Annotated in this window: 9 protein-coding genes; 2 read left to right on the plus strand and 7 right to left on the minus strand. The window is 61.8% G+C overall.

Going from position 1 to position 15,004, the window contains the following annotated elements; genetic code table 11:
* Position 1: 1 nt before the first annotated feature.
* Together HHL24_RS02170 and HHL24_RS02175 are read right to left on the minus strand one after the other, a co-directional pair.
* A complete protein-coding gene (locus HHL24_RS02170; RefSeq protein ID WP_230417307.1) occupies positions 2-1,312 on the minus strand; it encodes a TolC family outer membrane protein in 1,311 nt (436 codons plus the stop codon).
* 416 nt (positions 1,313-1,728) lie between these two features.
* Complete coding sequence (locus HHL24_RS02175; RefSeq protein ID WP_206002672.1) at positions 1,729-3,465, minus strand: MFS transporter; 1,737 nt, start codon at positions 3,463-3,465, stop codon at positions 1,729-1,731.
* Positions 3,466-3,593: 128 nt separating this feature from the next.
* On the opposite strand from HHL24_RS02175, the gene HHL24_RS02180 reads away from it, so the two are divergent.
* A complete protein-coding gene (locus HHL24_RS02180) occupies positions 3,594-4,535 on the plus strand; it encodes a LysR family transcriptional regulator (protein WP_169483747.1) in 942 nt (313 codons plus the stop codon).
* Here HHL24_RS02180 and HHL24_RS02185 read toward each other — a convergent pair.
* On the minus strand, positions 4,532-6,721 hold the full coding sequence (locus HHL24_RS02185; protein WP_169483748.1) for a TonB-dependent siderophore receptor: 2,190 nt from the start codon (positions 6,719-6,721) through the stop codon (positions 4,532-4,534). The two genes, HHL24_RS02180 and HHL24_RS02185, sit on opposite strands and share 4 nt — an antisense overlap.
* Before the next feature lie 412 nt (positions 6,722-7,133).
* On the opposite strand from HHL24_RS02185, the gene HHL24_RS02190 reads away from it, so the two are divergent.
* Positions 7,134-9,362, plus strand: coding sequence for an NADP-dependent isocitrate dehydrogenase (locus tag HHL24_RS02190; protein ID WP_169483749.1), 2,229 nt, complete (start codon positions 7,134-7,136; stop codon positions 9,360-9,362).
* 146 nt (positions 9,363-9,508) lie between these two features.
* Here the strand turns inward: HHL24_RS02190 and HHL24_RS02195 are convergent, their stop codons facing one another.
* From HHL24_RS02195 to HHL24_RS02210, 4 genes are all read right to left on the minus strand, one after another.
* Positions 9,509-9,736: a hypothetical protein gene (locus tag HHL24_RS02195; RefSeq protein WP_169483750.1), complete on the minus strand. Its 228-nt coding sequence runs from the start codon at positions 9,734-9,736 to the stop codon at positions 9,509-9,511.
* Between the two features lie 400 nt (positions 9,737-10,136).
* A complete protein-coding gene (locus HHL24_RS02200) occupies positions 10,137-10,943 on the minus strand; it encodes an alpha/beta fold hydrolase (RefSeq protein WP_169483751.1) in 807 nt (268 codons plus the stop codon).
* A gap of 268 nt (positions 10,944-11,211) precedes the next feature.
* A complete protein-coding gene (locus HHL24_RS02205) occupies positions 11,212-12,606 on the minus strand; it encodes an MFS transporter (protein WP_169483752.1) in 1,395 nt (464 codons plus the stop codon).
* A 156-nt stretch (positions 12,607-12,762) separates the two neighbouring features.
* A complete protein-coding gene (locus tag HHL24_RS02210) occupies positions 12,763-15,003 on the minus strand; it encodes an acetate--CoA ligase family protein (protein WP_169483753.1) in 2,241 nt (746 codons plus the stop codon).
* Between the last annotated feature and the right edge of the window lies 1 nt (position 15,004).

Consider the following 15,004-nt stretch of genomic DNA (forward strand, 5'->3'; position numbering starts at 1 on the left):
TTTATTTCTGGAAGGGCGCGGCCTTCTGGCCGTCATGCGGGTCAAGTTGTGCAAGCGTCGATTCGTCAAGCTGCGCGACGCTTGCCTTGAGGCGGAGGAACTGCATCAGCGTGTCGTAACGCGCTCTCGCAAGATCGCGCCGCGTGCTGAAGAGTTTGTCCTCGGCGGCGAGAACGTCAGCGTTGATGCGCACGCCCACGCGAAAGCCCTTGCGGTCGGACTGGAGGGCCGTTTCAGCGGATCGCTGCGCAGTGCGTAGCGCGGCGATCTGCGCGAGCCCATCGCGTACGCCGAGAAATGCCTGCTGGGCATCAAGCGCGGCCGAGCGGCGTGCATCCTCGAGATCGTCTTCGGCCTTGTCCCTGAGCGCCAGGGCTTCGCGCTTTTTGCTCGAGGTTGAAAGGCCGTCGAACAGCGGAATGCTGATCTGGATGCCAATCTCGCCGGATGAAGCCCGGTGGGCGCCCGTATAGAAGTTAGTCTGTCCGTTGATGAACGCCGCATTGCCGTTACTCGCGTTGCCGACTATCGACACGCTCGGCATATAACCCGCGTCCACCTTGCTGACCTCTCGTCTTGCGACCTCAAGCGCAATCTGCTGCTGCCTGACGTCCAGCCCGGATGTTTGGGCATCCGATTCCCAAGGATCGGACGAACTGGATGTGAAGGTCGCGAGGCTTGCGTCTGCATCGAGCGGCTCAACCGCATCGACGGAATGGCCAACTATCTTTTGCAGCGCGGTGTAGCGCCTCGCAAGTTCCCCCTGCGCCTTGACGAGATCGGCATGCGCGGAATCGGACGCTGCTTGAGCCTCATCCAGATCGACGACCGTCGCTGCGCCCAGCGCAAAGCTTCGCCGGGTCAGTCCCAGCTGTTCATCGACCGAGCGCAGATGCTCCTGCGCCAGCAGAAAGGTGTCTTTCGCGGCAAGCGCATCAAAATAGGCCTGCGCCGCACGGAGCAAGAGATCCTGCTTCGCGCTGGCGAACGTCAAGCCGGCACCGATGACTGAGAGCCTGCTTTCCTGATAGGACTGCCAGTCGTCCCACTTGAATAGCGACTGATTGAACGACAGGGTCGCCCCCACCGTGGAATAGGGCGCGGCAGGCTGCCCCGGTACATGGATCGCATTCTTGAAATCGGACTGGGTAAGACCGAGGTGCGGAAGCAGCGCGGCGCGCGCCTCAGGCTCCTTCGCTAGACCCGCGCGATATGACGCTTCGGCACTCGCAAGCGTGGCGTCATGCGCCAGAGCGTCGTCAGCCAGTTGGGACAGACTTGCGGCGTGGGCAGCCCCGGTCAGAAAAGACAATGCCAATAGTCCGGAAGCAAGCGCGTGTGAGTGGAAAGGACAAAGGCGGCCGGACTCCGTCGATCGGAGTTCAGTGCGAAGCGATCGAAGCATCACAGGCATCCAGCCAGATCGTCATGACCCTCTGGGCAGCGCGGCTGCGCGCATCCGATGCACGGCATTCTGGCTGCGCGGCACGCAATTCCCGCTGTGGCAAGGTGATTTCGCCCCATCGTTTTATCTCTCCCCTGGCATTTCAAGACGGCGATCGCCGATCCCCAAAGAAGGGATCCGAGCATTCACTATGAAGTGAGTGCTTAATCAAGTTTTACAGGGGCAGACCAATGGGAGAATCAGACAAATCCGAAATCAAAGCGCCCGAAAAAGGCGTATGCAAATCGCATCAGGCGGAGATGCGTGAACTACCGAATTGACCTTTAGCAAGGGTCGGCAGGAAGGGTGGAGGCTCGCGTGGCCGCTCTGACTTGTCTTGGGTTTCGCGATGCGCTTCCTGAAATCAAAAAGCTGAGCGCGGCCAGCACCCATACGCCAACACCGCCGTATAGCATCACCCACCCGAACCCTTCCATTAGCGCAGCGTGAACGGCGTTGCCGGAAGGGTCCAGTGTCGCAAGCGCGGGGATTCCCCGTTTGACCGCTTCGACATCACCCGCGGCGATTTTTTCGGCGAGTCGTGCGAGCAGTCCGGTGTCGATCGTCGCCGGCAGTCTTGCCTTCAGATGGAACAGGATGCCGGCAATCAATATCGCGCCCATCAAGGCGATGTTGATCGCAAGCGTAATCATCCGCGCACTCATGTCGATGCCGGAAGCCATGCCCGCTCGCTCCGCGGGAACGGCACCCGTTGTCGTGTTAGTAACGGGCGTGTTGGTCAGGCCGAGACCGGCGCCGGCGAGTATGCAACCGGGCAACATCGTCAGCGCGTCCGGATGAGCGACACTGCTGCCGTACTTCATCAACATGAAGCCAAGGCCGATGATGAAGAGGCCCCCAGGAATCGCGATGCCTGAGCCGTAGCGCAATACGAGCCGTTCGCCGAGCGGGGGAAACAGCAGCGTCGGCAGGGTGTACGCAAGTAACGCCAGCCCCGCGCTGATGCTGTTGTAGCCAAGGCCGATCTGGAAGTAGATCGGTATGTAGATCATGAACGGCCAGAAACTGAAATTCATGCCTGCGGAACCCATCAGCGCGCCCGAAAACTGCGGAATCCTGAATACTGAAAAGTCGAACATCGGACGCGCGCTGAATTGCTCCGCGCAGAGAAAGGCCACGAAGGCAATCACCGTCGCTACAACGATTAAAATCGCCCGAGGGCTCGTGAAGCCGAGGTCCGAGCCCTGCGTAATGAAATACACCAGACCGAACACCGCCAGCGAAAGTGTGACGATGCCGGCCACGTCGAGCGTATGCGCGTGCGGATCGCGCGATTCCTGCACGCCGCCGAAGACCAGCGCCAAGGTCGCGATGGCGAGTAGCGCGTGCACCCAGAAGACCCATTGCCACCCGGACACCGCCACGATCATCCCGCCGATGATCGGTCCAAAACCCAACCCGATGCCGAGAATGATGCCCCATGCGCTGAACGCTCGGGCGCGCTCGGGTCCCTCGTTGAACTGGTGCGAGAGCACGGCGACCTGGCATATCAACATCGCGCCACCGCTCGCGCCTTGCAATAGACGCCCGACAATCAGCGTCGGCACGCTGTGCGCGAGGCCGCAAATCAACGAGGTGATGCCGAACAGCGCAATACCGATGACGAAAATCCGCCGGCGCCCGAATCGGTCCGCCAGTGTGCCGGTCGCCATCAGTACCGTGGTTACCGCGAGCGTGTAGGCATTCATGATCCACTGCATGCCCTTGAAGTCGCCGTGCAGGACGCGCTCAAGCGTGGGCAGGATCACCGGCACGCTCGAGATTTCGAGGCCGAACATTAGTGAAGCGAGACACACGGCGCCCAACGCCAAGGTGTTTTTGCGGATGGAGAAGCGGGTTGTCGTTTGTGCCGATTCGCTAGACGTGGCTCGGACGGTGCGCGACTGCCGTGCCGCCGAGCGATGTTCGGGCCCGGTCGCGGTCCCGTTTGCGGTGGCGCCCGTGGTGCTCGCATGCGGCCGTTCGTCGTGCCGTGGCGACGCGTTCCGATATCTGGACATAGGAATTCACCTCGATAGTCGATGGCCTTGGCCACCAGAGAGTGTGTAATATAGAAGGGAATTCCTGTCCCTATTGATGCTATTAAGTCCCAGCAATGCGTCCTTGGCGGAACCAATAAGGTGAGGGTATGAGCGATATTCTTGATGGCGTGACGACATTCGTGCGCGTCGTCGAAACGGGCAGTTTTGCGTTGGCGGCGGAGCGCATGAACTTGACGCGTTCAGCTGTCGGCAAAGTGATCGTACGGCTCGAAAAACGCCTCGGCGTGCGCCTGCTCAATCGCACCACACGCAGCCAGAGCCTCACCGAGGACGGGCAAGCCTATTACGACCGCTGCGTGCGCGCGCTCGCTGAACTCGAGGCCGCCGAAGCCGATCTGGACTCAGGCCGGCGCGAGCCCAAAGGGCGATTGCGCGTCAGCGTGCCGCAGGCCTTCGGCCATCATTGTGCGGCGCCAGTACTGTTGAGACTCGCGCGCAGACATCCACAACTGAAGGTCGATATTTCGATTACGGATCGCTTCGTGGATGTGGTGGAAGAGGGCTTCGATCTGGTCGTGCGGATCGGGCCACTGGCCGATAGCGGAAGCCTCGTGGCGCGGCAGCTGGGTGTGCAGTACGCGAGTATCGGTGCCGCGCCCTCCTATCTTGCGCAGCACGGCACGCCTCGTAATGTCGATGAATTGCGCGGGCACACCATCATTGCTTACACGCGGGCCGGTGTGGCCGAGCCGTGGGACGTGCTCGATGTGGATGGGCAAATCCGGCGCGCGGAGGTCGAGCCGCAGCTTGGCTTCGACGACGTGCAAGGGATTGTCGATGCAGCGATCGCCGGATTTGGGCTGGCGTGGCTGCCGTGCTGGTTGCTGGCGCGTTACGTGCAAACGGGCCAGTTGGTGGCGGTGATAGAAAATTGCTTCCGGCCTTTGCAGGAGATCCACGTTGTGTGGCCGAAGAGCCGGTATCTGCCGTTGAAAACGCGCTGCGCAATCGATGCGCTGGTTACGGAGATTCCCGCTATGGTCAGGGCGCCCGCGGAGGGCGCCCATCCCATTACGCGTCGTGCCTAGAATTGCAACGTAGCGCTGGCCACGGCAGTCCGTGTCGGCGAAGGCGCCACGTAATAGCCCCACGCCGTGGTCCAGTAACGGCGGTTGAACAGATTGTTGATCCCGGCCCGGAACGTCACGTCCTTCCCGGCGATTTTCGTCTCATAGCGGCCGCTCAAATCGTACGTGACATAAGCCGGGACGAACTGCGAGTTAGCTGCATCGACCGCCTGGTTGCCGACGTACTTGCCGCCGAACGCCAGCGTCAGCGGACGCAGATACGACGGGTTGTATTCGACCCGGCCGGTCACGGTGAACCTCGGTGCGCCATATACGCGCTTGCCTTCGACGCTCGCGTCGTCCACGTCGACCGCCTTGGTGTCGAGCCACATCACGCCGCCCATCACGCGCCATTCGCTCGTCAGCGCAAGCCAGCCGCTTGCATCGACGCCGGTATAGCGCTTCGTGCCGTCCTGCACGAAGATGTTGGCCGAGTTCGTATAGTTGTAGCCCTGATCGACGCGGAACAGCGCAAGATTGGCGCCCCACTTGCTGTGGTCCGTCTTGAAGCCGACTTCATACTGCTTGCTTTTCAGCGGACCGAACGTAGCCGGGTAATTGAGGTTGGTGTTCGATGCCGCGCCACCCTGTTCCAACGATTCGACATAGCTCGCGTACACCGTGGAGTACGGATCGGTCTTGAACATCAGCGCAAAGGTCGGCGTGACCGGATCCGCGCTGTATTGCGACGATACGGCGCCGCTCGGGTCGTACACGTGCTCGCGATATTGCGTGTAACGCACGCCGACCAGCGCGGACAGACGTGAGGTGAACTGCACCGTGTCGCTCGCGTACACGGCAGCCTGCGTGGTGCGCTGCTGGCGGTAGAGCTCCGAGCCGATGCTGACTTCATCGTTGGTCAACAGCGTGCTGTTGTACAGATTGCCGTTGCCGAGGAAGTAGCCGTTATTCCAGCCTTCGCTGTTGCTGTACTCGCTGGTTTGCGTTTCGAAACCCGCGCCGATCACCACATCGTGCTTGATGCTGCCGGTGTTGAACTGACCCTGCACCATCGCATCAACGTTCTGGTAGAAGTAACGCGTCATCGCCGCATAGAGCGTGTTCGAGTAGTTGCCCGCGTTGTCGGTGACGAACAGGAAACTGTCGGAGTTGGTGCGGTTTTCTTTGGCGAAGCGGTACTTCACGCTCGCATGCCAGTTCTCGGAGAGGCGGTAATCGAGGCCCGTGCCGAATGAGGCCATCTCGGTCTGGTAGTAATTCTGCGGTTGCGTCAGCGCATGGGTGACGGTGCTCGCGTCGGGAATGCCCAGACCGCTGCCGAACATCAGGCCGAATAGCGTGCCGTTTGTTTTGCGCTTCTGATAGAAGGCGTCGGCGGTAAAGGTCAGGTCCGGCGTAATGCGGAAGTCGAACGCAAGCGAGGCCACCTGGCGGCGCACGTGACCGTGGTCTTCAGCGGTGTTGCCGTCTTCGTTGACGAGGTTGAGGCGATAGCCAAAACGGTTGTCGTTGCCGAAGCGGCCGCCCAGATCGACCGCCTCACTGAACACGCCTGCCGACTTGTAGCCGATCGAAATGCTGCGGTACGGATCGTCGGTCGGGCGTTTCAGCACGTAGTTGACGATCCCGCCCGGCGAACCGAAGCCATACATGAAGCCGGACAGCCCCTTGAGCAATTCGACTTGCTCGAAGGGTTCGAGCGAGAGATCGGTGTCCCATGAGGGGAAGGTCTGGCCATCCACCTTGATGCTGTTCAGCGTGTCGATCGGCATGCCGCGCACGGTGAACATGGAGTTTTCGCTGATCCCGTTTTCGCTGATGCTCGCTACCGCCGGGTCGTATTTGAACAGATCGTTGGCGGTTGCCGCCATCAAGTCTTGCGCCTCGTCGTTCGTTACGGTGTGAGTCGAAAACGGAGTGTCCACTGCCTTGCGCGAACCCAACGCGCCGGCGCTGACGGTATCGGCCTGCGCCACGGTCGTGTCTTTCGTTGCCGACACACTCACGGCGGGCAGTGTGGCGGCCGTGTCGCTTGCAGCGACCTGCGCCCATCCCGAGGATGACAGCGTAGACAAAGAGAGACCGACGCTGACGAAGAGCCCGGCGCTGAGAAGTGACGGCGAGCGGCGCTGGCCGCGCGTGAAGGTTGGTCGCGCGGCGCGGCCGGTGACAAAGAGATTCTGCATGTTGTTCGAATTTAGGCAGGGTGGCGCCGCCGCGCACCAAAAGTGTGCGGAACGGCATCGATCGAGCGAGTGGTGGTTAAACGGACGGTTCAAATTTCGAAGCTTACGAATGTTAATGCATCTGATTCGCATTCACAATCTATAATTTCGGATCGTAAGTCATCTATAAGACATCTGTCTTAAGACATAGGGTAATTGGCTGTAAGCCTTGTCTGGCGGGGCTCGACCCCGTTGAGGGTGCGCCGGGAATATGTTTGTTTAGCAGCGAGTACTGGAAAACACGCATATACTCACGCTCGTGCCGTAAAAAGTAGTGCCGTGGGTCGCGCTGCGTTCTTGCTGCTTTGTCGCCACCTCGCGGCTCAGCGCCACCAACGCTCTGTCTATCACTTCACCAAGCAAAGCATCAAACATGTCCACATCGCCGAAGATCATCTACACCCTGACCGACGAAGCGCCTGCTCTGGCGACTTATTCGCTGCTGCCGATCGTCAAGGCGTTCACGCGCTCGTCCGACGTGATCGTTGAAACGCGCGATATCTCGCTTGCCGGCCGGATCATCGCTGCATTTCCGGACTACCTGACCGCGGAACAGAAGGGTTCCGACGATCTGGCGGAACTGGGTGGACTCACCACGCGTCCGGAAGCGAACATCGTCAAGCTGCCGAACATCAGCGCTTCGGTGCCGCAACTGAAGGCCGCGATCACCGAACTGCGCGATCAGGGTTTCAAACTGCCGCCGTATCCGGACGTTGCGAATACAGACGCTGAAAAAGACGTCAAGGCGCGCTACGACAAGATCAAGGGCAGCGCGGTGAACCCGGTGCTGCGCGAAGGCAATTCCGATCGCCGCGCGCCGTTGTCGGTCAAGAACTACGCACGCAAGCACCCGCACAAGATGGGCGCGTGGAGCGCGGACTCGAAGTCGCACGTGGCGCACATGAGCGGCGGCGATTTCTACGGCAGCGAAAAATCGGCGCTCATCGCAGCAGCCGGCGCCGTGAAGATCGAACTGACGACCGCTGACGGCTCGACGAAGGTCCTGAAAGAAAAGACGGCCGTGCAAGCGGGCGAGATCATCGATGCTTCGGTGCTGAGCAAGAACGCGCTGCGCAGCTTCATCGAAGCAGAAATCGCCGATGCGAAGAGCAAGGGCGTGCTGTTCTCGGTGCACCTGAAAGCAACCATGATGAAGGTGTCGGATCCGATCATCTTCGGTCACGTGGTGTCGGTGTTCTACAAAGACGTGCTGACCAAGCACGCTGACGTGTTGGCGCAAGCCGGCTTCAACCCGAACAACGGTATCGGCGATCTGTACGCGCGCCTGAAGGACCTGCCGGAGCAAACGCGTGAAGCGATCGAAGCGGACATCAAGGCGCAGTACGCGCAACGCCCGCAACTGGCCATGGTCAACTCGGACAAGGGCATCACCAGCCTGCACGTGCCGAGCGACGTGATCGTCGACGCCTCCATGCCGGCCATGATTCGCGAGTCGGGCAAGATGTGGGGCGCGGACGGCGCACTGCACGACGCCAAGGCCGTGATTCCGGACCGTTGCTACGCCGACGTCTACCAGGCTGTGATTGAAGACTGCAAGAAGAACGGCGCATTCGACCCGGTCACGATGGGCACGGTGCCGAACGTCGGCCTGATGGCACAAGCCGCCGAAGAATACGGTTCACACGACAAGACGTTCCAGATTCCGGCGAACGGCGTGGTCCGCGTGACCGACGCAGCCGGTACGGTGCTGATCGAGCAGGCAGTTGAAGCAGGCGACATCTGGCGCATGTGCCAGACAAAGGACGCGCCGGTTCAGGATTGGGTCAAGCTCGCGGTCAACCGCGCACGCGCCACCAACACGCCGGCTATTTTCTGGCTGGACGCGGCTCGCGCGCACGACGCCCAGATCATCAAGAAGGTCGAGCAATACCTGAAGGACCACGACACCAGCGGTCTGGACATCCGCGTCATGACGCCGGTCGAAGCGACCAGGTTCTCGATCGAGCGCATCCGCGCCGGCAAGGACACGATCTCGGTCACCGGCAACGTGCTGCGCGACTACCTGACCGACCTGTTCCCAATCATGGAACTGGGCACCAGCGCGAAGATGCTGTCGATCGTTCCGCTGATGGCCGGTGGCGGCATGTTCGAAACCGGCGCGGGCGGTTCGGCGCCGAAGCACGTTCAGCAACTGGTCGAAGAAGGCTTCCTGCGTTGGGATTCGCTCGGCGAATTCCTGGCGTTGGCGGCTTCGCTCGAACACCTGAGCGGCGCGTACCACAACCCGAAGGCGCAGGTTCTGGCCAAGACGCTGGATCAGGCAACGGGCAAGTTCCTCGACAACGACAAGTCGCCGGCGCGCAAGATTGGCGGTATCGACAACCGCGGCAGCCACTTCTACCTGGCCATGTACTGGGCCGAGGCACTCGCCGCGCAAACCGAAGACGCTGCGTTGCAGGCGCAGTTCGCCGGCGTGGCGAAGGCGATGGCCGACAACGAAGCGAAGATCATCGAAGAGCTGGGTGCAGCGCAAGGCAAGCCGGTGGATATCGGCGGTTACTACCGTCCGAATGTCGAACTGACGAGCAAGGCTATGCGCCCGAGCGCGACGCTGAACAAGATCGTCGACGCGCTCGCCTGATGGTCTGAATGAGGGGCTGAATGCGGTACTGAGGCTGTCGCTCAAGTTACCGAAGCAGGCACTGAAGTAAGCCGTAAGCAAAACGATGGCGCTCCTTAGGAGCGCCATCGTCGTTTCTACGCGTACGCGGGCGGTCATGCCTGCCCTTAAACGTGAACGATTTCCCAATCGCTGATTTTTTCAGGAATCTCGAGCGTCGACGTGTCGACTTCGGTCAGCTGCGGGCAGGTCAGGCCGCGTGCGACTTCATCGGCTGCCTGTTGCGGGCTGGTAAATTCACCGAGCGTCTCGTTGCCGTAGGTTGCCTCCCAACCATCCTGGCCCGGCAAAATGTAGAACGCTCCCTGGGTCGATCCAAAGCGAAAGCCTTTCATTTTTAGTCTCCCAATTGCCAATAAAAACTGCGATGCCGTGACGGCTTCAGGCAGGGGCGGGGGACTTGCTGCGACTGCGTTTTCGTCCCGTCTTTCGCTGCACCCTGTTCGCTGCGTTCTATGAAGCGTCGGCTCTTGTAAAAGAGTCTACGTCAGCGAGCCATGGCGCAAGGGGTTCTTAGACAGTTCATTTGATCAAAAAATATCGTTTAAAAATAAAGACTTGTGCGCGTCATTTTACGATGTGCAACGTGGGGCGGCATTGCGAAATGGCGAATTTGTGCCACGCACCACGATTTTTTACGAAGCAAGGGCTCATATCACATCGTGAAATTTTGGCGCCCTGGCCAAATAGTGGGGAATTCGTGGCGCAGCGAAACGTCGCGCGGGATCGCGCCGCTCAGGGAAGAACCCGCTTCAGAAAAGCGAGCATCACGCGGTTGAATTGCGCTGGCCGTTGCAGCGGGGCGAAATGGCTCACGCCAGGCAGGAGAGTCAACGCCGCGCCGGGAATGGTGCGGACAAGGTAGTCGGCATGTTCCGGCTTGATGAATTCGTCGTGCTCGCTCTGGACGATTGCAACCGGCACACGAATCCCGGCCAGATCGTGCGCCGAGTAGTTGGGCTGGGTTCTCATCATTTCGCTGACCGCGCCGACAAATGCGTCGAAGTCATCGGGCGTGGCCGAGAGTTGTGCATAGTCTTCGGCATGCCTTCCGAAACACCGGTCAATGATCGGCGTCGGCTCGAATGTTTTCGTCCCACTCGGATCCATGTTGCAGCCAAAGAAAAACACGCCGGCAACCCGCTCGGGGGCCTGGAGACCCAGCACCATCGCGACGCAGGCGCCATCGCTCCAGCCCACCATCGCGGCCCGGTCGAGCTGCAGGGTGTCCATCACGGCCAGAACGTCGGAGGCCATCAGCTCGTACAGATAGGGGCGCGCATCGCGGGTGCTGCGGCCATGGCCGCGGCTGTCGACGACCACCACGCGATGCCCGGCGCCGACCAGCGCCGGGACCTGATAGCCCCAGTTGCCGCTGTGCCCCAGGCCGCCGTGCAGCAGGATCACCGGCTCGCCGTTCCCGTATGACGCGTACCAGATTCGCGCCCCTTCGTGCTCGACGTAGCCGTGGTCGTTCGGGACCGGCAGCGGGGCCGCGCCATGGGCTTCGAAATGGGTGAGGTCGTCGTCGTGAAATTCCATGAGAGGTGCCTGTCTGGGGAGCTCAGTCACGCAAGGATCCGCCAGGTTGCCCGCGCCGCCATCAGAAAATCAACAAAGCTACGAATTTTCGCGCCTGGGACGCTGGACGCTGGACGGGCGGCGCCAATGCATACAGTGTCGTGGCAAGCGGAGGTTCGTCCGGCAGCACGCGAACCAGTGTGCCTCCATTGAGCGCTGCGTGCATCAGAATCTCAGTCAGTAAGGCGATACGGAGGCCGGCAGCGCGTTTCGGCGCCGGCGCCTCGTCTCAATGATTCGTTTGACCGAGCCCGTGTTGCGCGGGCGCATTCGCGTTGCCGGTTACGGCCGCATTCGCCACACTTCTGCCCGGCGCCGGAAACACCACCAGCATCAACACGACCCCAGCCAGCAGCACCACGGCCAATCCAATCAACCCATATTGCGCGCTGCCGGTCTGCGTCTTGACCCAGCCGACGAACGCCGGGCTCACGAAGCCGCCGGTACCGCCGAGACTCGTGATCATCGCGATGCCGCCCGCCGCCGACGAGCGCGGCAGGAAAGTCTGTGGAATCGTCCAGAACACCACAAAGGAGCCGTACGACGCTGCCGCCGCCAGCGCCAGCAAGCCAACGCCGAGCGCGACGTTATGGCCGGCGGCAGGCAGCAGCGCGAACGCCAGCGCGGTCACGCAAGCGCTCGCCGCGACGTGCCAGCGCCGCTCCATGGTCCGGTCCGAACTGGCGCCCACCACATAGGTGCCGAGCGCAGCCGCGATGAAAACGAGCGCGGACAACAGCCCTATGTTCAGCACGTTGGCGACGCCCATGTCGCGGATGAGGGTCGGCGCCCAGAAACCGATCGCGTTGAACGGCATCATCACCGCGAAATAGACGAGTGCCGCGAAATACACGCGTGGGTTCGCGAGCGCGCCGCGCAGTCCGTCGAGATGACCGGTTTGTTTGGTCTTCTCATCGGCGGCGAGTTCACGCGACACCAGTGCCTTCTCGCGCTCGTCGAGCCAGCTCACGTCTTCCGGCCGGTCGCCGAGTGTGAGGAACGCGACGATCCCGAGCGTCACTGCCGGCACGCCTTCGAGCAGGAACAGCCACTGCCAGCCCGGCAAGCCGCCCACGCCCGCCAGCCGCGTCATGATGAACCCGGACATCGGCCCGCCGATGATGCCCGCCACCGCCGTCGCCATCATCAGAAATGCGGTTACGCGTGCGCGCCGCGCGCCGGGAAACCAGCAGCTCAGATAAAAGATGATGCCGGGGAAGAAGCCCGCTTCGGTCACGCCGAGCAGGAAGCGCATCGCGTAGAACTGCGTCGGCGTGCGCACGAACATCATCAGGCTCGACACCAGCCCCCACGCGAACATGATGCGCAACAGCGTGCGGCGTGCGCCGACGCGCTGCATCCACAGATTGCTGGGGACTTCGAACAGTACGTAGCCGATGAAGAACAGCCCCGCGCCCAGGCCGTAAGTCGACTCTGAGAAGCCGAGGTCGTGCATGAACTGCAGCTTGGCGAAGCTGATGTTGACGCGGTCGATGTAGCTGATCACGTAGCAGAGAAACAGCAACGGAATCAGCCGAAAAAAGATCTTGCGGTAAGTGCGTTCGACTTCGACGGCCGTGAGGTCGTCCGTGGTCGATGTGCCTGAATGCGAATAGCCGTGCATGATGGTCTCGCGAAGAATGCCAACTGCGGTGGGTGTCGCTGTGCATGTTGCGATGCATATTGCCGCGCGTGATGCGGTTTTAGCGCGGTAAATAGCGCATTAAACAGCGCGGCAAATCAGCGACGTCCGATCTCAAAGCGGCCTGGCACCGCTTCACTATCCGTCCACGACAGCCGGAGCGCAATGCTCGCTTTCGTGCAAGTCGCCGACGGAGTCAACCGCAGTGGCCGCGCGCGGCATGCAGCGCGCTAGCGCGTCGCCGGCTCGCACGCCCTTACCCGCGGGCAGCACGAAAAGCGGATTGATATCCAGTTCCTTCAGGCACGCCTGCTGGTCGAGCGCCATCGCGGAGAGCGCGACGATCGTCTCGACGAGCGCCTCGATATCGCCGGGCGGTTTGCCGCGCGCGCCGTCAAGCATCGCGAAGGCGCGCAGTTCGCGGATCATCGCGTGGGCGTCGGCGTGCGTAACCGGCGCGAGCCGGAACGCCACGTCCTTCAGCACTTCGGCATAGATCCCGCCGAGACCGCACATCACGGCCGGTCCGAACGACGCATCGTTTTCGATGCCGACGATCATCTCGATCGCATCGCGGATCTCTTCCTGGACCAGCACGCCTTCAATTCGCGCGTCAGGCACATGGCGGCGCGCACTCGCGACGATTTCGTCGAAGGCGTCGGCGAGCGCCGCCTCATCGCGGATGCCGACCCGCACGGCGCCGGCTTCCGTTTTGTGCGGAATGTCGGGTGATTGCACTTTGATCACGAGCGGAAAGCCGATCGACCGAGCGATGGCGCATGCTTCGTCGCTGTTGTGCGCGAGCTCGCTCCTGGGCGTCTCGATGCCGTAATCGCGCAGCAACGCCTGCGAGGCGTGTTCGGTCAGATCGCCCTGACTGGCAGCCAGCAACGCGCGAGCGTGCTCGACATTGTATTGCGGACGTGTAAGCGGTTCCGCACTGCATGCCGCCGTGCGCGCCCGGCGCGCCTGCGCGTAGTCCGACAACGCGGCGGACGCGCGTCCGCAACGTACGGGCGTTGCATACAGCGGCACGCCATGCGCTTCGATCATCTCGTATGCGTCGGCGGCCATGTCGCGGCGCGCGTTCCAGGCGAGCATCATCGGCTTAGTCGTGGCGTCGTAGACGCGCACGATTGCCTCAGCCATCGCACGCGCCACTTCTCCGCTCGCTGCGGCTGCCATGATCGCGATGGAGTCGATGTTCGGATCGTCGGCAATGATCTGCAGGGCGTCGGCAAAAATTTTCGGCTCGGCGAGGATGCCCGCGGTGAGATCGATCGGATTGTTCAGCGAAGCGAACGCGGGCACGATGGGTTTGAGCTGCTCGAGCGTGGCGGCCGACAACGCGGGCACGGACATGCCGCGTTCAGCACAGGCATCGGTGATCAGAATGCCGGCGCCGCCCGAGAGCGTGACGACCGCGATCCGGTTACCGCGCGGCAGGCGTTTGGCTTCGAACGCCTTGGCGTAGTCGCCGAGGTCCGCGACATCGGTAACTTCGATCACGCCGGTCTGGCGGAAAGCCGTGCGATAGAGCGCGGATGCGCCGCCCAGATTCGCCGTGTGCGACGCGGCTGCTTTGGCGCCGTCGGCCGTGTTGCCAACTTTCCACGCGAGCAGCGGTTTGCCGGCGTCGAGCGCGCGGTTGGCCACGTCGACGAGACGCCGCGCATCTTTCAAGCCTTCGATGTACGCGGCGATCAGCGACGTTTGCGGGTCGGCGATACAGGCATCGACGAGATCGAGCAGGCTGACGTCGGCCTCATTGCCAGTGGTGATGAAATGCCGCAAGCCGATGCCGAGTTCGTCGGCCATCAGCAGCAGCGCGCAGCCAAACCCTCCGCTTTGCGAAATCAGCGATAGGCCGCCGCGCCGGTAATCGACGCCGAACGGTGCACCGAATCCGGCGTAGACGCTGGCACCCGTGCTGACGAATCCCTGGCAGTTCGGACCGATCACGCGGATGCCGAACGCCTTCGCGACTTCCGCGCATTCGCGCTGCAACGCGGCGCCGGCTTCGCCCGCTTCAGCGAATCCCGAGCTGTAGATGATCGCGAAGCCGATACCCTTTTCGCCGCATTGACGCAGCATGTCCGGAACGCGGCGCGCCGCGACGAGGATTAGCGCGAGATCGGGCGTAGCGGGCAATGCGGCGATGCTGGCATGGCACGCCACGCCGGCAATCTCGGCATATTTCGGATTCACCGGATACAGCGCGCCCTGATACCCGTGCTGCATGAGAAAGCGCATCGGCTGGCCGCTGATCGATTTCGGATCGTTTGAAGCGCCGATGATTGCAATCGAGCGCGGCTCGACGAGCCGTTGAATGTCGAGCGTGTTTGCAGCGTGCGCGGTGGTGTTCGCGGCGGTGTTCATA

Origin of the sequence: Paraburkholderia polaris, assembly GCF_012927345.1 — a bacterium.
Classification (GTDB): domain Bacteria; phylum Pseudomonadota; class Gammaproteobacteria; order Burkholderiales; family Burkholderiaceae; genus Paraburkholderia; species Paraburkholderia polaris.